Genomic DNA, 19,773 nt, shown 5'->3' with positions numbered 1-19,773 from the left:
GCCGGGCGCCTGCCGCTGCGCCGACCACCCGACCGGACCGAGCAGTGAGGATCCCCGAATGAACACCCAGGCCTTCCCCGTCGTCGGCATGACCTGCGGCCACTGCGCCGGGGCCGTCACCGAGGAACTGCGCGCCCTGCCCGGCGTCGAGGACGTCCACGTCGAACTCGTCGCGGGCGGCGTCTCCACCGTCACCGTGACCAGCATCGACGGCCTCGACGACGACGCCGTCGCCACCGCGCTGGACGAGGCCGGCGACTACCACCTCGCCCCGCAGTGAACTGCGACGACACTGCGACGACACTGCGACCCAGCGACGACCCGTCGACTCGAGAAGGGACCCGTCCATGACCACGGGCGAGATGGTGCACGAGGTAGAACTCTCGATCGGCGGCATGACCTGCGCTTCCTGCGCGGCCCGCATCGAGAAGAAGCTCAATCGGATGGACGGGGTGACCGCCACCGTGAACTATGCGACCGAGAAGGCCAAGGTCGCCTACGCGGACGGGGTCGCCCCCGACGACCTCGTCGCGACGGTCGAGGCGACCGGCTACACCGCCGCCCTGCCCGCGCCGCCTCGGGACGAGGAGACCACCGAGGCCACCCCCGAACCGGACGAGGCTGCGGCCTGGCGGCAGCGCCTGACCGTCTCCGCAGTTCTCACCGTGCCGGTGGTACTGCTGTCGATGATCCCGGCCCTGCAGTTCGACAACTGGCAGTGGCTCACCCTGACGCTCGCCTCCCCCGTCGTCGTGTGGGGGGCGCTGCCCTTCCACCGCGCCGCCTGGACCAACGCCCGGCACGGCGCCGCCACGATGGACACCCTCATCTCCGTCGGCGTCACGGCCGCCTACCTGTGGTCGCTGTGGGCACTGTTCTTCACGCACGCCGGCATGACCGGCATGCGCATGTCGTTCGATCTGCTGCCCACCGGCGACTCCGAGCCGCACATATACCTCGAGGTCGCCGCCGCCGTCACCACCTTCATCCTCGCGGGACGCTACTTCGAGGCCCGCGCCAAGAGGCAGTCGGGCGCGGCGCTGCGGGCACTGCTCGACATGGGTGCCAAGGACGTCGCGGTGCTACGCGACGGTGACCTCGAAACCCGGATCCCGATCGGCCGACTCGCCGTCGGCGACCGGTTCGTCGTGCGGCCCGGGGAGAAGATCGCCACCGACGGCGTCGTCGTCTCGGGCACGTCGGCGGTCGACGCGTCGATGCTCACCGGCGAACCCGTGCCGGTCGAGGTCGCGCCCGGCGACCAGGTCGTCGGCGCCACCGTCAACGCTGGGGGCCGCCTCGTCGTCCGCGCGACCCGCGTCGGCGCCGACACCCAGCTCGCCCAGATGGCACGCCTGGTGACCGAGGCGCAGAACGGCAAGGCCGAGGTGCAACGGCTCGCCGACCGGGTGTCGGCGGTGTTCGTCCCCATCGTCATCGGACTGTCGCTGCTCACCCTCGCCGCATGGCTGCTCACCGGCAACTCGGTGACAGCGGCGTTCACCGCGGCCGTCGCGGTGCTGATCATCGCGTGCCCCTGCGCGCTGGGTCTCGCGACCCCGACCGCGCTGCTCGTCGGCACCGGTCGCGGCGCCCAGCTCGGCATCCTCATCAAGGGACCGCAGATCCTCGAATCGACCCGCCGCGTCGACACCGTCGTGCTCGACAAGACGGGCACCGTCACCACCGGCCGCATGGCCGTCGCGGCCGTGCACACCGCCGACGGTGAGGACGACGGCGAGGCACTGCGCCTGGCCGGGGCACTCGAGCACGCTTCCGAGCACCCCATCGCGCGCGCCGTCGCCGAGCGGGCCGCGGCCACCGGCACTCTCCCGCCCGTGGAGAGCTTCGAAAACCACGGTGGCCGAGGCGTTTCCGGTATCGTCGACGGTCACGCCGTGCTCGCGGGCCGACGGTCGTGGCTGCGCGACGAGTGGTCGCTGACCGCCCCCGAATCGCTGCGGCGCAGCGCCGGCGACGCCCAGGCCGAGGGCCGCACCCCGGTGTGGATCGCCTGGGACGGACGCATCCGGGCCGTCTTCGTCGTCTCCGACACGATCAAGGACACCTCCGCCGCGGCGATCGCGGAACTGCGCGAACTCGGTCTGCGTCCCGTGCTGCTCACCGGCGACAACCGCAGTGCCGCCGAGACCGTCGCAGCGCAGGTCGGCATCGACGAGGTGATCGCCGAGGTCCTGCCCGCCGACAAGGTCGAGGTGGTCGCGAGGCTGCAGAACGAGGGCCGGGTCGTCGCCATGATCGGCGACGGTGTCAACGACGCGGCCGCCCTCGCCCAGGCCGACCTCGGGCTCGCGATGGGCACCGGCACCGACGTCGCGATCGAGGCCTCCGACCTGACCCTCGTGCGCGGCGACCTGCGGGCCGCGCCCGACGCGATCCGGCTCGCCCGCGCGACGCTGCGCACCATCAAGGGCAACCTGTTCTGGGCGTTCGCCTACAACGTCGCGGCCCTCCCGCTCGCGGCGCTCGGGCTGCTCAACCCGCTGATCGCGGGGGCGGCGATGGCGTTCAGTTCGGTGTTCGTGGTGAGCAACAGCCTGCGGCTGCGGCGGTTCAGCCCGCGCTGAGCCGGCCCGGGCGAGGCCGACGCGGTGCTGCCGGGAGTCGTCGATTCCCCGGCGGCGCCGCGTCGCGCTGTGTCACGCTCGACGCATGCAGTCCGAGCCGGACCCGCTGCTGCTCACGGTGCGCAACCTCGCCCGCTTCCACCGCGAGCACGAGAAGTTCTATTCCGAATCGCCCTATCACGACGTGATCCGGCTCCAGCGCAGCTCCCGTGCCCTGAAGGCCCTCGCCGAGCGGTGGTCGGTGGTCGCACCGGCCGACGACACGTCGCCGAGCCCGTTCGCCGGGGCACCCGACCTCAACGACGACCGCGCCACCGAGACGCTCGGCATCCTGTTCATGGAGGGCGGCGGCGAACCGGCGGAGATCACCCGGCTGAAGACCGACCTGCGCGCACTCGCCGAGGCGAGCCGGACGACCGGGCAGTGGCTCGCGTCCGCCATGGCGACGGCCTGGGACATGCTCGAGGCACTGCTCACATACCCGGAGCTGGCGGACCTGCTCGCCGAACGGCACCGGATCGTCTCCCACGACTGGCAGTGCGCGTCGACGACCGAACTCGTCGCCCGCCACCTCGACCGGGCGGTCGCGATCCTCGAGCGGGTGGACTTCGCTCCCACCGCACTGCGGGCGGACCTCGCCGCCGACCGTATTGCCCCGCGCTACCTCTTCTCGGCCGCGGAGATGCTCGACCACGCCTCGGATCTCGCCGCCCACAGCGCCGTGCTCACACACGAGAACGAGCGTCGCTGGCGGATCTTCCACGAGCGTGTCGAGCAGCTCGTCGCCGGCACCGACCGGTAGGGGCACTCGGCGGTCGGCACCCGGAAACGGGGGCGGGCGGCCGAATGTCACATCGCGTCGATCTGACCGAACCGATGTGACATTCGGCCACGGGCGGCGGGACGCACCGTCGTCCGGATCCGGCCGGGGCGTCACCCGATCCAGCACGCCAGCTCGTCGGACCGCGGGTTCACCACCACCGGATCGCCCTCGCCCCCGAACACCCGGACCGGTCGCGAGGCACCGACCGGTGCCCACCCGGGATCTCCGGTGGTCGCGAATTGCACCCAGGCGCGGTGCATCTCGTCGGCGAGCGACTGCGGGGGCCGGTCTCCGGTGAGCCGGTGGGCGACGTCGAGACGGTCGAAGACGAACGCGATCTCGAGCGCATGGCACGCCCGCAGATCCTGGACCGGGCTCGGCCACGCGAACTCGTACAACCGGGCCGTTCCACCGCCGCGGACGATCGCGTCCGCGAGGGCGACGGTGCCCGACCGGAACGCGTAGTCGGTGAGGATCGCGGCGAGCACGTCCCCGGGACTGGCCCCGGGACGGTGACCGGCGTACAGATCGGCGATCGCGGGATCGATCCCGTACCGGTGCAGGACGAACGGAAGGGTGTCACCGGTGATCACCGCGGCGATGCCGGTCGGCACCAGGAAGAACCGGAACTCGTCGGTGGTCGTTCCGGCCAGCACCGGCACATCCGTGCCTGCCCCCGCGGCGAGCGCGTCGATCGGCAGCGACGGAAGCACCTCACCGTCGATCGTGGGGAACAGGCTCATCACCCCCAGTCCGCGCTGCACCACCGACTCACCCCACCGGGCCGGATCCGGATTCTGTGCCAGTTCGAGACCGAGATCGTCCTGCGCGGACTGCAGGCGGCCGGGGTCGAGGGCACCGAATGCCGCGGCGGTGGCCGGCACCCCCAGGTTGCCGGCGAGGACGGCCGTCACCCGGCGCGCGTCCTCGACGTCCGCGGCCGCGGTGGCATTGCCGCTCTGCACGACGGCGCGGTGGAACAGGCCCGTCGCGGCGGGCGAGGCGAGCAACGCGGCCACGCTCATGCCGCCGGCCGACTCGCCGAACACCGTCACGTTGCCGGGGTCGCCGCCGAACGCCCGGATGTTGTCCTGCACCCAGCGCAGCGCGGCGATCTGGTCGAGCAGGCCTCGGTTGTCCGGCGCGCCGTCGAGCGAAAGGAACCCGGGGACTCCGAGCCGGTAGTTGACCGACACCAGCACCACCCCGTCGCGCGCGAAGGCACGCCCGTCGTAGCTCTCGATCCGGTTCGAGCCGCGGGTGAATGCGCCGCCGTGGATCCACACCATCACCGGCAGTGCCGAGGCACCCGGGTCCGGGGTCCACACCGACAGGTTCAGGCATTCGTCGCCGGGCTCGATGACGTTGCCGAGCAACGCGGCCGCGGGCGCGGCGTACGGCGACTGCGGACAGGTGGGGCCGGGTACGGTGGCGTCACGCGCCCCCTCCCACCGGGGTACCGGTGCCGGAGCGGCGAACCTCGCCGGTCCCACCGGGGCCGCCGCGTACGGGATGCCCAGAAACGCCCACACCCCGTCGACGACCGTCCCCCGGACCGCGCCCGCTCCGGTCTGCACCGTATCCGTCATGTCCCGTTCCTCTCCTCGCGGCTCCTCACAACGCCACCCACCCGAGCGAATGTATCGCTGATCTCCGCAGGAAAGGCCCGTTCGCTCGGTCCGACGGCTCCTATGCTGAGTGGGACGGTCATCGACTTTCCGCCCAGCCGAGGAGGCGCGGCATGCGAGCACTGGTGGTGTACGAATCGATGTTCGGGAACACCCGTCACGTGGCGGAAGCCGTCGCGCGCGGGCTGGGATCCGCGGTACGCACGGTTCCCGTCACCCAGGCACACGAGGAGAACCTGTCCGACTACGACCTCGTGGTGGTCGGCGGCCCCACACATGCGCACGGCATGAGCCGCGAGTCGACGCGCCACGGCGCGGCCGAGCAGGCCGAGAAACCCGACAGCGGACTGACGCTCGAACCCGACGCCGAGAGCGAGGGCGTCCGCGAGTGGCTCGATTCGCTGCCGTCCGGCGGCGGCAGGGCCGCAGCGTTCGACACACGCATCGACCTGGCGGCCGTGCTCACCGGCCGCGCGGGCAAGGGCATCGCCAAGAAGCTGCGCAAGCACGGGTTCGAGCTCGTCGCCGATCCGGAGAGCTTCCTCGTCGACAAGCAGTCGGCACTCGAGCCCGGCGAGGAGGAACGCGCCGAGCAGTGGGGCCGGTCGCTCGCACAGCAGGCGGCGAGCGGATCCGAAGAAGTGCGCTGACCCGCCCGTGGGCCGAGCGGATGTCCCGCTCGTCTCCGTGGGCCGACACGACGATACCTCCGCTCGGCGCACAGCCGCGCCCGACGGTCCATACTCGGGTCTATGCGACTGACCCACTTCGGACATTCCTGCCTGCTCGTGGAACACCTCGGCGCGACGATCCTGTTCGACCCGGGCAACTTCTCGCACGGCTTCGAGGGCATCACGGGGCTCGACGCCATCCTGGTCACCCATCAGCACCCGGACCACGCCGACCCGGCGCGGCTGCCGGCGCTGGTGGAGGCCAACCCGGGGGCCGCCCTGTACGCGGACCCGCAAACCGCCGCTCAGCTGGGCGGCGGCTGGCAGGCCGTGCACCCGGGCGACGCATTCACCGTCGGCGACGTGCGGGTGCGCGGCACGGGCGGCCGGCACGCCGTCATCCACCCGGAACTGCCGGTCATCGACAACACCGCCTACCTGCTCGGTGACGACGAGAACCCGGCGCGTCTGCTGCATCCGGGCGACTCGCTGTACATCCCGCACGAGAGGGTCGACGTGCTCGCGCTGCCCGCCGCGGCGCCGTGGTTGAAGATCTGGGAGTCGGTGGACTACCTGCGCGCGGTCAACCCGCGGGTGGCCGTCCCGATTCACCAAGGCATCCTCGCAGACCAGGCCACCGGCATCTTCTACGGCCGTTACTCCGAGATGGCCCCGGAGGGCACCGAGTTCCGGGTCCTGCCCGCCGAGGACTCGGTCGAGGCGTAGCCGCCGGTGCGTCCTTTGGGCTGCGGTAGCCGCCCAAAGGACGCACCGGCCGCGTCAGCGGCCGGCGGCGCGGCCGGCGGCGCGGCCGGAGAAGATGCAGCCGCCGAGGAAGGTGCCCTCGAGCGAGCGGTAGCCGTGTACCCCGCCGCCGCCGAACCCGGCGACCTCCCCCGCCGCGAACAAGCCCTCGAACACCGAGCCGCCGGTCGTCAGTACCCGGCCCGACAGGTCGGTCTCGAGCCCGCCCAACGTCTTGCGGGTGAGCAGGTGCAGCTTGACCGCGATCAGCGGACCGGCCTTCGGGTCGAGCAACCGGTGCGGGGCGGCGATGCGGGTGATCCGGTCCGGCACGTAGGCGCGGGCCGCGCGCATCGCCGCGACCTGCAGATCCTTGGTGTACTTGTTCGCGATCTCGCGGTCCCGGGCCTCGACGACCTGCCTGACCGCCGCATAGTCCAGGGGCGCGTCCGGGGTGATCTCGTTCATCCCTGCCACCAGGTCGGCGAGGGTGTCGCGGACGACGAAGTCGACGCCGCGCTGCTTGAACGCCTCCACCGGTGCCGGCGCGCCGGGCTTGACCCGCTGCAGCACCTTGCGGATGTCGCGGCCGGTCAGGTCCGGATTCTGTTCCTGGCCGGAGAGCGCGAACTCCTTCTCGATGATCTTCTGGTCGAGCACGAACCACGTGTGGTCGTGCCCGCTGCGCACGATGTGCTCGAGGGTGCCGAGGGTGTCGAAGCCCGGAAACAGCGGGACCGGCAGTCGCTTTCCGGTCGCGTCGAGCCACATCGACGACGGGCCGGGCAGGATGCGGATGCCGTGGTTGGGCCAGACGGGGTCGTAGTTCGTGATGCCCTCGGTGTAGTGCCACATCCGGTCGCGGTTGACGATGCGCCCGCCGGCGCGCTCGGTGATCTCGAGCATCCGCCCGTCGACGTGTGCCGGCACGCCGGTGAGCATGTGCTTCGGCGGGTCTCCCAGCCGCTTCGGCCAGTTCTTCTTCACCAGGTCGTAGTTGCCGCCGATGCCACCCGAGGTGACGATCACCGCGCCGGCCGAGAATTCGAACTCGCCGGTCGCCACGCGCGACGACGCCACACCCCGCGCCGCCGACGACGGTTCGAGCACGGTTCCGCGCACCCCGGTGACGGCGCCGCCGGTGACGACGAGGTCGTCGACGCGGTGCCGGTTCCGCAGGATCACCCGGCCACGGTCGACGCCGTCGAGCACCGTGCGGGCGAAGATCTCGACGAGTCGCGGTCCGGTTCCCCACGTGATGTGGAACCGGGGCACCGAGTTGCCGTGACCGCCGGCGTCGTAGCCGCCGCGTTCGGCCCAGCCGACCATGGGAAACAGCTTCAGCCCGCGTTCCTTCAGCCACGCGTGCTTCTCGCCGGCCGCGAACTCGACGTAGGCCTGCGCCCAGCGGCGCGGCCAGTAGTCCTCGTCCTCCCGGTCGAACGCGGCACTGCCCATCCAGTCCTGCAGGGCCAGGTCGTACGAGTCGCGGATGCCGAGCCGGCGCTGTTCGGGGGAGTCCACGAAGAACAGCCCGCCGAACGACCAGAAGGCCTGTCCCCCGAGGTTGTGCGAGTTCTCCTGGTCGACCAGCACGACGGTGCGCCCGGCGTCGAGGAGTTCGGCTGTGGCGACGAGCCCGGCCAGACCGGCGCCCACCACGATCACGTCTGCGTCCATGCCCGCCAACCTACTGCAGGGTAGGTTCGCGTGGGCGGATCTCCGGGGTCAGGCCGCGCCGAGTGTGCGTGCGCGCGGCGGCCAGCGGTAGACCGAGGGCTGCGCCTCGAGGTGCAGGGCGAGGTCGACCGCGTCGAGCATCGCCTGCCGCGGTCCGGGACGGTCGAGCTGCTTGCCGGAGATGGACAGCCGCAGCAGCCCCCCGCGACGGGCGACCCGGCCGGCGCCGATCACCATCGCCCGGCACCACCACGGTTCGGCCTTGGCGCCCTCCCCGATGCCGAACACCCGCGCATGGGTGACGGTGTCGCGGTGAAGGTCGTGGATCCCGGCGACGCCGGCCATCAGCCGGAACCCGGTGGCGGGCAGCGCCGCGACGGCCCCCGGCGAGGCGAGCCAGCGCGGCGGTGCGAACAACCGGGTCCGCAGTCCCGTCTCCTCGAGCACCCGGTCGGCGGCGAGCAGCCGCAGCCGCGCCTCGTGTTCGGGCAGGACCGCGAACTCGGCGCGCCGCCGCTTCGTCGCGGCCTGGTCGTAGCCGTGCAGCACGATGGCGTCGCCGCCCTCGCGACGCTCGAGCAGCCACTCCTGGGTGTGCGGGTCGCGTGCGAGCCGGTAGTGGTCCTTCATGCGCGGCGCGACCAGCAGCGACAGCGGCACGCCGCGAGCGTCCATCTCCCGGGCGAAGGCGTCCACCGCCGGGCGGGTCTCGTCCCTGATGCCCGACACCGACACGATCAGCTGGCCGCTCATGGGCTCCACGGTGCCAGGGCCGGGTGAACGTCAGGCGTCGCGCACCTGAAGGGTTTCGGCATGCACGGCGTCGGCGAGGGGCCGGCCGGTCCGCCATCCGAACCGCTCGAGGTCGGGCACGTCCTGCAATCGGGTCACGGGACCGACGCACAGCCACGCGATCGGCCGCACCGGGGGCCGGGCTCCGACGAAGTCGGCGAGGAACGCCTCGTCGTAGAACGACACCCAGCCGACGCCGAGTCCTTCGACGGTTGCCGCGAGCCACAGGTTCTGGATCGACAGCACCGCCGAGAACACGCCCACGTCGTCGACCGTGTGCCGGCCGAGGATGTGCCGCCCTCCGCGCGACGGGTCGTAGGTGACCACGATCCCGGTGCCCGACTCGACGATGCCTTCGACCTTGATGGGATCGAACGTGCGCCGCCGGTCCTCCGGCAGCGAGTCCGCGAACGCGCGACGGCATCCGGCGACGTGGTCGGCGAACTCGGCGAGCCGCTGCGGGTCGCGGACCACGACGAAGTCCCACGGCTGGGTGTTGCCGACGCTGGGTGCCGCGTGCGCCGCCCCCAGCACCCGCCACAGGACCTGCTCGTCGACGCGCTCACCGGTGAACTCCGCGCGGACGTCGCGGCGGGCACGGATCACGTCGTACAGCGCCGCCCGCGCATCGATGGTGTCGGTCATCGCGCTCAGCGGGGCAACGCGGCTTCGAGGGCGGCGATCACTTCGGGGGCGTCGGGCTCGGTGCGGGGCCGGAACCGGGCGACGACGTTCCCGTCGGGTGCGACGAGGAACTTCTCGAAGTTCCACTGCACGTCGCCGGCCTCGCCGTTCGCGTCGGGGTGCCGGGTGAGTTCGGTGTAGAGGGGGTGCCGGCTCTCGCCGTTGACGTCGATCTTCTCCCACAGCGGGAACGTGACGCCGTAGTTGGTGGAGCAGAAGGTCTGGATCTCCTCGGCGGTCCCCGGCTCCTGGCCCATGAACTGGTTGCACGGCACGCCGACGACGGTCAGGCCCCGGTCCGCGTACTCGACGGCGAGCTTCTCGAGCGCCGTGTACTGCGGAGTCAGGCCGCACTTGGAGGCGACGTTGACCACGAGGACCGCGCGACCGTCGAACTCGGCGAGGGAGGTCGGCACCCCGCCGAGGGTGTTGATGCCGATGTTCTGCAGAGAAGTCGTCATGCCGCCCGACGTTAGTCGCGACGGCCCCGGGCGCGGTAGTGCGCCCCGGGGCCGCCGCGGGCAGGCACGTCAGAGTGCGGCGACGACCGCGAATGCGCCGAGGGCGACGAGCGCCGCGCCGGTCAGCGTCTGCACCCGGCGGTCGACCACGCACATCGCCGACAGGAAGCCCGGCATCGACCCACCGCCGCGGGTGTGCACGATCGCCAGCAGGCTCGGCAGGCACCGGCCGAGCGAGACGAGCGTGAACAGCGCGGCACCGAGGACGGGTGAGCCGGCCGCGGCGACGCCGAGCACCAGCAGGTAGTACGCGCTCGACCGGATGAAGATCACGAAACCCGGCCCGATGAGGGCGCCGAAGAGCAGCGAGACCTTCCACGGTGCCATCGACCGGCGCAGGTGCCGCGGCAGCTGCCTGCGGCGCATCGGCGTCGGCAGCGTCACCAGGCCCAGCTCGTGCAGGCCGTAGGCGAACGCGACGGCACCCCACGCGAGGAGCGCCCACGTCACCGGGACCGCCCCGGCGACGAGCGCACCGAGCGCCCCGACGAGCGCGCCGGTCGGGGCACCGGTCGCGATCGAGCCGAGGGCGTGCCAGCCGAGCCGGCGCACCGGGGTCGACGAACCCGGACGGTCGGGCTGCTTCGGGGCGGCGACGACGCCGGCGACCGACATGCCGCACGTCGACCAGTTCGCGGCCAGGGCGGTGACGGCTCCGGCACCCACGACCGCGGCGGTCGTCGCTGCGGGCCCGGACGGGGTGAGCAGCGCCGCCGCCCCGGCACCGGCGACGCCGGCTGCGGCGATCAGCGCCGCACGGGTGTGCGACGGCACGGCCTTCTGCAGGGTGGGACGGATGTCCGGCACGTCCGTCGTCAGCGGCTCGTGCGCGAGAACTGCGGTCATGACTTCCTCCAGGGGATCGGTGTTTTCCGGATACGGACGGCTGGTTCAGGATTCGGTGACGGTGACGGTGACGGTGCCGGTCATGTACCGGTGGACCGAGCAGGTGTACGGGTAGGTGCCCGGTTCGTCGAAGGTGCGGGAGTACGTACCCTCCGCGGTGATCCCGCTGTCGAACGACCCCTCCGATACGACCTGGTGCAGCACCCCGCCGTCCTCGAACCGCCATTCGACGGTGCCGCCGGCCGGCACGGTCACGTCGGGCGGCGCGAAGTGGACGTTGCGGACGACCACCACCGCGTCCGGGGGGCGATCGGACGGGCCGCAGGCCGCGACGAGCGGAAACAGCAGGGCCGCAGCCCACCCCGGCTGCCGGCTCATTCCCGGACGATCACGGTGCCGACCATCATCGGGTGCGGCGTGCAGTGATACGTGAAGGTGCCGGATTCGTCGAAGGTGTAGGAATACGTTCCCTCGGTGAGGAGCTCGCTCTTCAGCCGGCCCTCGAGAGGGCCCTCCCCCACCACGTCGTGCGGCAGTCCGCCGTCGTCGAAGCGCCACTCGACGGTCTGGCCCTTCTCGATCGTCACCGACTCCGGGTTGTAGGCCATGTTCTTCACCTCCACGACGACGGTGGGCTCGGCCGAACCTCCGGCGGTGCCGCAGGCGGACAGGCTCACCGCGGTCAGCAGGCCGGCGAGCAGGACGGCGGACTTTCGCATGACGATTCCTCTCATCGGATGTACCGCAGATTCGCGGTCATACCGGCTTCGAAGTGGTAGGCGTTGTGGCAGTGGAACATCCATTCACCCGGATTGTCGGCGTCGAATTCGATCGCGAGTTCGGTACCGGGCAGCACGTTGACGGTGTCGCGGCGCAGTCCGCCGTAGGCGCCCACCGCGAAGGTGTGCCCGTGCGTGTGCATCGGGTGCCACATCGTCGACGAGTTCTTCATCGTGATCCGCACGCGCTCACCCTGTTTCATGACCAGGCGGCCGGCGTCGGTCCCGGCCATGCCCCACACGTAGCGGCCCCCGGCCTGGATCAGCTCGATCCGGTAGTCCCGATCGGGTTCGCGTGGATCGAGCCGCACGGCCTCGACGGGCCGCAACGCGCTCTCCGCAACGAGCCGGCCGCCGAGTTCGGGGATCGCGCCGCCCACGTCGGCGTCGGCCATCGGCACCGCGTCCGGGGTGCGCAGCACCGTCGAGGCATATCCTGGCCGCCCTTCGACCTTCGCGACGATCGGCCACACGCCCGACTTCACGGTGACGAGGACGTCGTAGCGTTGCGCCATTCCGACGACGATCGTGTCGGCGACGGTGGGCTGCACGTCGAAGCCGTCCGCCGCGACGATCGTGAGTTCGTGCCCGGCCACCGCGAACCGGTACGGGGTCTCGGCCGCCGCGTTGACGATCCGCAGCCGCACGCGCTGCCCCGCCGCGGCGACGACCGGGGTGGGATCGTTCGGGGGCCGGCCGTTGATCAGGTGCAGCGGGTACGCGATGTGCTGGGTCATCCCGCCGAGCGCCGCGGAGTCGCCGTGCCCGGCACTCACCAGCTGCCGGGCGACGTCCAGGTCCCCGGCGGGCTGCGCCCCGGGTGCCGCACCACCGCCGTGCCCGCCGTGCCCGCCGGAGATCGCGGGGTTGAGCGCGGTGAGCACCGCGTCGGGTGTGGTGCCCAGGCCGTCGAGCCAGTCGTCGAGGACCAGCACGGCGTCGGCGTCGGCGCCGGTGCGGTCGTCGGGGTCCTCGACGATCAGGGCGCCGAACAGCCCGCGATCGGCCTGCAGGCCGCTGTGCGAGTGGTACCAGTGGGTGCCGGGGTCCGGGACGACGAAGCTGTAGTCGAACGTCGTGCCGGGCGCGATCGCCGCCTGGGTGACGGGCGCAGCACCGTCCATGTCGTTGCGGATCCGGATGCCGTGCCAGTGGACGGTGGTGTCGGCATGCAGGTCGTTGCGCACCGCGGCGTCGAGCCGGTCACCCCTGCGGACCCGCAGTTCCGGGGCGACGGCCCGGCCCCCGTACGTCCAGGTGTCGACGAGACGCCCACCCAGGTCGACGGTGGCGACGCCGGCGGCCAGCGCGAACGACGCCACGGTGCCGTTCCAGCCGCGGGCGGCCTCGGCGGCGGCGACCTCCGGGTCGGCCGGGGAAATGTAGTCGAGATCGGCCGCCGCCCCGTTCTCCGCGCCGGCGCCGGCCGGTTGCGTACCGGACGATGCGGTGGCGCAGCCGGCGGCGCCGAACCCGAGCGCGCTCATCCCCAGCGCCCCGGCCCCGAGGGAGCCGAGGGCCAGGAACCTGCGCCGGCCCAACACGGCGCCGGGTGGTCTCATCCGATCACCTCGGGGGTGAGCAGATCGGTGAAATCCTCGACGTTGCCGCTGATCTCCACCGAGGAGACCTGCTGCCCGGTCGCGGCGTCGAACCCGACGATGCGCTGCGCCGCCTCGCCCTGCCCCTCCGGGTTGCCGCCGAGCACGTAGAACGTGGCGCCGTCCACGGAGAACGCCATGCTCGCGATGTCGGTCAGTCCCAGGTCCGGCAGGCTCAGCGACCGGATCGGCGCGAGGTTCGCGGCGTCGGACAGCACGATGCGGGCCAGGTCGCCGCCGCGGGCGGAACTGGGATGGATCGGTGAGTCGGTGTAGGCGATCGCGATCCGGGTGCCGGTGTTGTCGATGACGTCGCTCGCGAACCGGCCCTCGGGCCGGCCGGCGTTGCCGATCGGCGTCACCGCGTCCTGCGGCAGGCCGTTCGAGAAGTCGAAGACGTACACGTCGCCGTTCTCCCCGACCAGCAGGGCCTTGCGTGCCTCGGCGGCCCACCCGACCTTCCGCGCGCTGACGAAGTCGTCCGGCAGCACCTTCGCCCGGGCGGTCTCGGCGGGCACGCCGTCGTCGCCGACGGAGATCCGGACGAGCTCACCGGTCTCCTCGCACACGCTGTAGATCTCGTGGTCCACGGTCCAGGTGAACGGTCCGCAGCCGACGAGCTGCACGGCTCCGCTCTGCTGCCTCGTCTCGAGGTCCACGACGCGGACGCCGTAGAGGCCGTCGTCCCAGGTGACGAAGTACCGCCCGTCGGAGGTGACCGCGTTGGAACCGGGCCGCGAGTGCACACGCGCGACGTCGGGCAGCAGCGCCTCGGCGGGCTCGAGCAGGTTTCCGGAGTAGGTGCTGACGGTGAAGTCGGCGGCGCCCCGCGATCCGCGGGGACGCCACACTTCGGCGGCGAGAACGGCCGGGTCGGACGGGGTCTCGCCGACGAAGCCGTGGATCACCGGGTCCCAGATGCCGGGCCCGACGACGATGCGGCTGCCGGCGACACCCGTCTTCGGGTCGAGGACGTTGACACCGAGCTCCAGCTTCCCGAATCCGCCTGCCACGGCGACGAGTTCGTCGCGCCCGATGGGCTCGATCTCGGAGACGTGCAGCGGTTCGGGGATGGTGTCGCCGATCTCCTGGTCGTCGTGCCCGAGGGCGATGCCCTCCCCCGGGGTGGTGAATTCGACGGTGGGATAGGTGACGTCGCCGGCGGTGCTCGGGTCGTCGCCGGACGAGCCGCAGCCGGCGAGGGTGACGAGCAGCGCGAGGGGCACGGCGGCCGCGGCGGGACGCACGAGGCGACGGGAACGCAATGTCATGATCCGGCACCGACCTTCGGACGCTCGGCGGGACGGGCCTGGCAGTCCTCGCCGATGATGGGGGCCATGGTGCAGGTGTACGACTGGGATTCGTCGGAGACGCACCAGATGATCTCCTGGTCGTAACTGCCCGAGACCGGGTTGTACATCACGGCCTGCATGTCCGGCTCGCCGCAGAACGCGTTGGAGCACGACGGGGCCCCGCAGCAGTCGTAGTAGGCGATGAGGTAGGTCTTGCCGGTGTCGGGGTTCGTGCAGCACCCGACCCAGAATTCGGCACCCGGTTTGCTGCCCGGCGCGCACGTGGTCACTCCGCCGCCGTTGCAGGCCGCGCAGGAGGTGCCGTCCATGTTGCACCAGCGCCAGTACTCGCACTCGGCCGGATCCTTGCCGTCGTAGACGGGCACGAGCGGTTCCGGGCCGGGATCGGGTGCGGGCTCCTGCGCGAACGCGGTGCGGGTCACCGGAAGCGAGCTGATGAGCGCCACTCCCGACACACCCATCGTCCAGCGGCCGAGACGGCTGATCATCGAGCGGCGCGACACCTGCTCCGACATCCGGCGTCCGGTCCGGCTCATGAACGAGCCGCCCTTGCCGGCCATCCAGGCGGCCTGTTCCTCGACGGTCTCCTTGTCGACCGGGTACCGGTTCTCGTACATCTCTTCCAACGCATCTCTCCGTTCGTCCGGGGGGATTCAGGCGCTCGCGGCGGCGCGGGCCTTGGCCTGTTCGTGCAGGTGCTGCAGCGACGGGGTGCCGGTCTCGAGGGCGTTGAGCAGGCTCTCGACCTGGGCCATGTGGTTGCACAGGCCCTTGGCGCGGATCTTGCCGTGCTCGTCGAGGATCACCCCGTAGGGCGTGGTGCCGACCTGGTAGGCGATGCCGACGTCGCGGCCGTCGACGTAGCTCAGTTCGGTGCCGATGTTGCTGCCGGCGAGGAACTGCCGGTGCTCCTCGGGTGTGCCGTCGGAGACGATCACGACGTCGAAGTCCCTCTCCGCCTTGGCCATCGCGCGGACGCCGGGCAGCAGACTCTTGCAGGTGGAGCAGGTGGGCGCCGTGAACAGCAGCAGCTGCGGCCGGTCCCGGTGCCCGCCGATGCCGACGGTGCGTCCGACGTGGTCGGTGAGGCCACGGAAGGACGGACCCGCCTGCTCGATCTTCGGGCCGGTGTCCATCATGCGGGCCCCGAGGGGTCCGAGCCGGACCTGCACCCGGCCGATCTCGCGGGCCAGCGCGAGCACCATCAGGAACAGCACGGCGACCGCCGCCGTCAGCACGGTGACCGCAACGAGAAGAATGGTGTCCATCTATCGGTCCTGTCTCGGAAAGGGTTTCGGGAGAGGGGTTCTCAGGCGCCGTAGCGCGACACGGTGGCGACGGCACGCAGTTCGGCGGACGCGGGGGTCAGGTGTTCGTCGACGGGCCGGCGCCCGACGTGGACCACGGCGCGCAACTGGGCTGCCGCGAGGGCGGCAGTGAGGACGAGCGCCGCGAGTGCGAGCGCTGCCGCCTGCTCGAGCACGCCGATGCCCGGGGGCCCGGTGAGGGCCAGCACGATCGACACGACGGCGAACCCGCCGGCCCGCACCGAGTGGAACCAGCCGATACGCGGCGCCGCATCGTGGTCGCCGAACGCGAAGCAGCCGCAGTCGAGCTCGCGCCGGCCGCGGGCGAGGTTCACGGTGAGGCCGACGAAGAAGCCGAGGAACAGCACCGCTGCGGCGGCCGCGGCGGTGCGGCCGGCGACGCCGAACACCAGCAGGGCACCCACGACGATCTCGGCGGCGGGCAGCACCCGCGCGACCACCCGCTCGACCCCGGACGGCAGCAGCCGGTAACCGCGGACAACGCGCAGCAGCCCCTCGTGATCGCCGGCCTTCGGCACCCCCGCGAGCAACAACGTCCCGCCGACGAGCGCCGCTACCACCGCCCACATCATGGTCGTCCCCTTCGCAGTCGAATGATCGTGCCGCTCAATCGTGCGCACCGGATGCGTCGCGAACGGGTCGTCGGGGAAACGTCCGGGGGCACCGCGAGTGGAACCCGGCGTCGCGGTGCGCCTCATGCGAACGCTGCAGGTGGGCGCGGTTTCTCGACCTTTCGGAGGACCTGTTCGCCGGGCACCCGGGCCGTGGGGTGGCGCGGGCCACAGCGCTGTCCCGGGCGGATTCCCACTTGCCGTCCACATGTCGTTCGCGGAGGAAACCGTCGCGTAACACCGCGGCGCTACGTTGTCCCTCGCCCTGAGGCGGTTCACCGCCCGGGTGCCGGCACCGCCGGCCGCACGGACGCACAGACGGGACACGACGATCGTGACAACCGCACTCCGGGCCGCGATTGCCCGCTCACGGGATGCCGGAACTCGCCGGGATCCGGTGTACTCGCCGCTGCGTGCCCTCGGCCGCCGGCAGCTCACCCCCGTCGACCTGCTCGGCCAGTCCCTGTCGACGATCGCGCCGGCCACCGGGATGGTGTTCATCGCGCTGTGGATGGTGACTCACCGCCCGGGCGTGGGCGGCCTGCTCGCGATCGCGGGGACCACCGCCGTGGTGGCGTCGGTGGCGCTGTGCATCACGCAGTTCACGCGGCGGCTCGCCGCGGCCGGCTCGCTCTACAGCTTCGTGTTCCAGGGCCTGAGTGCCCGCGCGACCCTCACCACGGGCGCGGCCCTGCTGGTGGGCTATCTCGGCATCTCGATCTCGGTGATGTCGCAGGCCGCGCAGAGCCTGCTCCGCATCGCCGACCTGCTCGGTGTGCACGTGTCCGGTGCCGCGCCGTGGTCGGTCACGATCGGTCTCGTGGCGCTCGCCGTCGCGGTGGTCACCGTGCGTGGGGTGCGGTTCGCAACGCGCGCCATCCTGCTGGTCGAGACGTGTTCGCTCGTGCTCGTCGTGGCGCTCATGGTGGGCACCCCGGCCGGGGCGGGCCCGGCCACCACCGAACTGCCGGACGCCCCGCTGAGCATCATGCCGTTCCTCGCGATGCTCACCGTGCTGTCGATGGCCGGCTTCGAGAGCGCCGCGTTCTTCGGCCCGGAAGCCAAGCGGCCGTTGGTGACCGTCACGCGCACCGTGCTGATCTCTCCCGTCGTCGTCGGTGTGCTGTTCGTGTTCGCTGCCTGGGCCGCGTTGTCCGGTCACGCCGCCGTCGTCGTCGGCGCGTACTTCGACGGCACGGCGTCCGGCGCGAGTGTCGGCGTGGTGCTCGCCGTGCAGGCGGGTATGACGTGCTCGTGGCTGGCGTCGACCCTGGGCTGCGCGCAAGCCGGTTCGCGGTTGCTGTATTCGATGGGCGTCGAGCGGGTGCTGCCGAGCACCCTCGCCCGGGTCCACGACCGGTTCCGCACCCCGCATGTGAGCGTGCTCGCCTTCACGGCCGCGAGTCTCACCGGTGCATGCCTGTATGCGTCTCTCGCGGAGGCGGATTCGGGGTCGTTCGACGGTGTCGTCGAGATCGGCCTCGTCGTGGCCTACACACTGGTGGCCGTCGCGTCGTGGCGGTTCCTGCACCGCATCGGCGAGCACACCGTGGTGACGCGGGCGGCCGCGGTGTTCGTCTCGGTCCTGGGGATCGGTCTGCTCGGCTACATCGCCGTCGACGGCACCGCGCACGGCGTGTGGATCGTGCCCGCGGCGCTCGCGGCGGTCGCGGTGTCCGGCACGGTGTGGCAGTACGTCCTGCGGCGGGTCCGGCCGGGCAGCCTGGCGACGATCGGGGCGTTCGACTCGGTCGAGACCGGGGACATCCTCCCCGGGGCGGGGACTCTCGTGATCGGTGCGGACGGGCGGCCGCGCATACTTCCGGACGTCCCGCACTCCCGCGACGGGGACCCGGCTTGACGGCGCACGTGTCCGTGCACGCGGACGACTCGCACTTCAGCGGGCAGCAGCCGGGCGCGGTGCAGAAGGCACTGGGAATGCTCGAGGCGGTCGCGCAGCTCGGCCCCGGCACGTCCGCGAAGGAGATCGCCAGGTTCGCGGGGGTGCCGCCGACCACCGCGTACCGCATGCTCAACCTGCTCGTGGCCGACGGGTTCCTCGTCCGTGTGCCGGACCTGTCCGGCTTCGCGCTGGGCCGTCGCACCGCGGAGCTGGCGCGGGCGGCCGTCGAGACGAGCCCGTCGCCGACGCTGCACGACGCCGTGGAGGAGCTGCGGACCCGCACCCGCTTCGGGGTGCACGTCGCGTCGTTCGCGGCCGGGCGGCTGCGGTTCGTGGACAAGGATCCCGACCACGAGATCGTCGCCGTCGGTGCGCTGGCGAAGAACCTGCATGCCAACGCCCTCGGCAAGCTGATGCTCGCGCACCATCCGCACGTGCGTCCCGATCCGCGGCTGCGTCGCCTGACCGACCACACGATCTGCGACCCCGGCGTTCTCGCCGAGGAACTGCGCGCCGTCGCTGTCGCGGGTTACGCGTACGAGGGTGAGGAGTGCCGGATCGGGCGGGCCGCGCTGGCGGCGCCGATCCGGGACCGGTCGGCGTTCGTCGTCGGCGGCCTCTACCTGCAGGGGTCGGCGTCGCGGGTCACCCCGGACGACGCGGCGCTCGTCCGGTTCCTCGTCGACGGCTCGGCACGGCTGTCGGGGCTGCTCTGACGGGGAATGTCACCGGGTGGGTAGGGGCGGGAATGTCACCGGGTGGGTAGGGGCGGGAATGTCACCGGGTGGGTAGGGGCGGGAATGTCACCGGGTGGGTAGGGGCGGGAATGTCACCGGGTGGGTAGGGGCGGGAATGTCACCGGGTGGGTAGGGGCGGGAATGTCACCGGGTGGGTAGGGGCGGGAATGTCACCGGGTGGGTAGGGGCGGGAATGTCACCGGGTGGGTAGGGGCGGGAATGTCACCGGGTGGGTAGGGGCGGGAATGTCACCGGGTGGGTAGGGGCGGGAATGTCACCGGGTGGGTAGGGGCGGGAATGTCACCGGGTGGGTAGGGGCGGGAATGTCACCGGGTGGGTAGGGGCGGGAATGTCACCGGGTGGGTAGGGGCGGGAATGTCACCGGGTGGGTAGGGGCGGGAATGTCACCGGGTGGGTAGGGGCGGGAATGTCACCGGGTGGGCATGGGCGGGAATGCCACCGGGCGGGCATGGGCGGGAATGTCACCGGGCGGGCCGCGACGGGGGCGCGTCGTCCGGGGCGAG

General features: G+C 71.8%; 20 protein-coding genes. 7 read left to right on the top strand and 13 right to left on the bottom strand.

What is annotated here, in order from left to right; all coding sequences use genetic code 11:
• The 3 genes from OEY_RS0110480 to OEY_RS0110470 form a co-directional block, all read left to right on the top strand.
• Nucleotides 1–280 (top strand): heavy-metal-associated domain-containing protein (locus tag OEY_RS0110480; RefSeq protein WP_237713743.1); only part of this gene is annotated, 280 nt, incomplete at its 5' end.
• Between the two features lie 67 nt (nucleotides 281–347).
• Nucleotides 348–2,588 carry a heavy metal translocating P-type ATPase gene (locus tag OEY_RS0110475; RefSeq protein WP_029539988.1) on the top strand — a complete coding sequence of 747 codons (2,241 nt, stop codon included), beginning with the start codon at nucleotides 348–350 and terminating at the stop codon, nucleotides 2,586–2,588.
• Between the two features lie 85 nt (nucleotides 2,589–2,673).
• Nucleotides 2,674–3,390: a hypothetical protein gene (locus OEY_RS0110470; protein WP_010593832.1), complete on the top strand. Its 717-nt coding sequence runs from the start codon at nucleotides 2,674–2,676 to the stop codon at nucleotides 3,388–3,390.
• Nucleotides 3,391–3,521: 131 nt separating this feature from the next.
• Here OEY_RS0110470 and OEY_RS0110465 read toward each other — a convergent pair whose 3' ends face one another.
• Nucleotides 3,522–5,000, bottom strand: coding sequence for a carboxylesterase/lipase family protein (locus tag OEY_RS0110465; protein WP_010593831.1), 1,479 nt, complete (start codon nucleotides 4,998–5,000; stop codon nucleotides 3,522–3,524).
• 152 nt (nucleotides 5,001–5,152) lie between these two features.
• Here OEY_RS0110465 and OEY_RS0110460 point away from each other — a divergent pair, with 152 nt between their 5' ends.
• Together OEY_RS0110460 and OEY_RS0110455 are read left to right on the top strand one after the other, a co-directional pair.
• A complete protein-coding gene (locus OEY_RS0110460) occupies nucleotides 5,153–5,689 on the top strand; it encodes a flavodoxin family protein (RefSeq protein ID WP_010593830.1) in 537 nt (178 codons plus the stop codon).
• 102 nt (nucleotides 5,690–5,791) lie between these two features.
• Nucleotides 5,792–6,436, top strand: coding sequence for an MBL fold metallo-hydrolase (locus OEY_RS0110455; protein WP_010593829.1), 645 nt, complete (start codon nucleotides 5,792–5,794; stop codon nucleotides 6,434–6,436).
• Between the two features lie 54 nt (nucleotides 6,437–6,490).
• On the opposite strand, the gene OEY_RS0110450 is transcribed toward OEY_RS0110455, so the two are convergent.
• The 12 genes from OEY_RS0110450 to OEY_RS0110395 all read right to left on the bottom strand — a co-directional run bounded on the left by OEY_RS0110450 (nucleotide 6,491) and on the right by OEY_RS0110395 (nucleotide 16,570).
• A complete protein-coding gene (locus tag OEY_RS0110450) occupies nucleotides 6,491–8,134 on the bottom strand; it encodes an FAD-binding dehydrogenase (protein ID WP_010593828.1) in 1,644 nt (547 codons plus the stop codon).
• A gap of 48 nt (nucleotides 8,135–8,182) precedes the next feature.
• Nucleotides 8,183–8,887, bottom strand: a complete 705-nt coding sequence (locus OEY_RS0110445) for a DUF2334 domain-containing protein (protein ID WP_010593827.1) — start codon at nucleotides 8,885–8,887, stop codon at nucleotides 8,183–8,185.
• Between the two features lie 30 nt (nucleotides 8,888–8,917).
• Nucleotides 8,918–9,571 (bottom strand): 5,6-dimethylbenzimidazole synthase, encoded by a 654-nt coding sequence (bluB, locus tag OEY_RS0110440; RefSeq protein ID WP_010593826.1) that lies wholly within the window; start codon nucleotides 9,569–9,571, stop codon nucleotides 8,918–8,920.
• A 5-nt stretch (nucleotides 9,572–9,576) separates the two neighbouring features.
• Nucleotides 9,577–10,071 (bottom strand): glutathione peroxidase, encoded by a 495-nt coding sequence (locus tag OEY_RS0110435; protein WP_010593825.1) that lies wholly within the window; start codon nucleotides 10,069–10,071, stop codon nucleotides 9,577–9,579.
• A gap of 69 nt (nucleotides 10,072–10,140) precedes the next feature.
• Nucleotides 10,141–10,977 carry a hypothetical protein gene (locus OEY_RS0110430; protein ID WP_010593824.1) on the bottom strand — a complete coding sequence of 279 codons (837 nt, stop codon included), beginning with the start codon at nucleotides 10,975–10,977 and terminating at the stop codon, nucleotides 10,141–10,143.
• Nucleotides 10,978–11,022: 45 nt separating this feature from the next.
• Entirely contained in the window at nucleotides 11,023–11,355 is a 333-nt protein-coding gene (locus tag OEY_RS0110425) for a cupredoxin domain-containing protein (RefSeq protein ID WP_010593823.1), read from the bottom strand.
• Nucleotides 11,352–11,696 (bottom strand): cupredoxin domain-containing protein, encoded by a 345-nt coding sequence (locus OEY_RS0110420; RefSeq protein ID WP_010593822.1) that lies wholly within the window; start codon nucleotides 11,694–11,696, stop codon nucleotides 11,352–11,354. Before OEY_RS0110420 ends, OEY_RS0110425 begins: the two co-directional genes overlap by 4 nt.
• 11 nt (nucleotides 11,697–11,707) lie before the next feature.
• Entirely contained in the window at nucleotides 11,708–13,318 is a 1,611-nt protein-coding gene (locus OEY_RS0110415) for a multicopper oxidase family protein (protein ID WP_043805168.1), read from the bottom strand.
• Nucleotides 13,315–14,628 (bottom strand): hypothetical protein, encoded by a 1,314-nt coding sequence (locus OEY_RS0110410; RefSeq protein ID WP_026137730.1) that lies wholly within the window; start codon nucleotides 14,626–14,628, stop codon nucleotides 13,315–13,317. Before OEY_RS0110410 ends, OEY_RS0110415 begins: the two co-directional genes overlap by 4 nt.
• Entirely contained in the window at nucleotides 14,625–15,287 is a 663-nt protein-coding gene (locus OEY_RS0110405; protein ID WP_010593819.1) for a methylamine dehydrogenase light chain, read from the bottom strand. The genes OEY_RS0110410 and OEY_RS0110405 overlap by 4 nt, the downstream gene beginning before the upstream one ends.
• A 36-nt stretch (nucleotides 15,288–15,323) precedes the next feature.
• The gene (locus OEY_RS0110400) at nucleotides 15,324–15,938 is read right to left on the bottom strand and encodes a redoxin domain-containing protein (protein WP_010593818.1); all 615 of its coding nucleotides are present in this window, start codon (nucleotides 15,936–15,938) and stop codon (nucleotides 15,324–15,326) included.
• 41 nt (nucleotides 15,939–15,979) lie between these two features.
• A complete protein-coding gene (locus OEY_RS0110395; protein ID WP_029539987.1) occupies nucleotides 15,980–16,570 on the bottom strand; it encodes a MauE/DoxX family redox-associated membrane protein in 591 nt (196 codons plus the stop codon).
• 436 nt (nucleotides 16,571–17,006) lie between these two features.
• Here OEY_RS0110395 and OEY_RS0110390 point away from each other — a divergent pair, with 436 nt between their 5' ends.
• Entirely contained in the window at nucleotides 17,007–18,470 is a 1,464-nt protein-coding gene (locus tag OEY_RS0110390; RefSeq protein ID WP_010593816.1) for an APC family permease, read from the top strand.
• Nucleotides 18,467–19,228 (top strand): IclR family transcriptional regulator, encoded by a 762-nt coding sequence (locus OEY_RS0110385; protein ID WP_017680627.1) that lies wholly within the window; start codon nucleotides 18,467–18,469, stop codon nucleotides 19,226–19,228. The genes OEY_RS0110390 and OEY_RS0110385 overlap by 4 nt, the downstream gene beginning before the upstream one ends.
• The last annotated feature ends 545 nt before the right edge of the window (nucleotides 19,229–19,773 follow it).

This window comes from Rhodococcus sp. P14 (assembly GCF_000256505.1).
Taxonomy (GTDB): Bacteria; Actinomycetota; Actinomycetes; order Mycobacteriales; family Mycobacteriaceae; genus Rhodococcus; species Rhodococcus ruber.
This window is presented reverse-complemented; position numbering and strand designations above follow the sequence as displayed.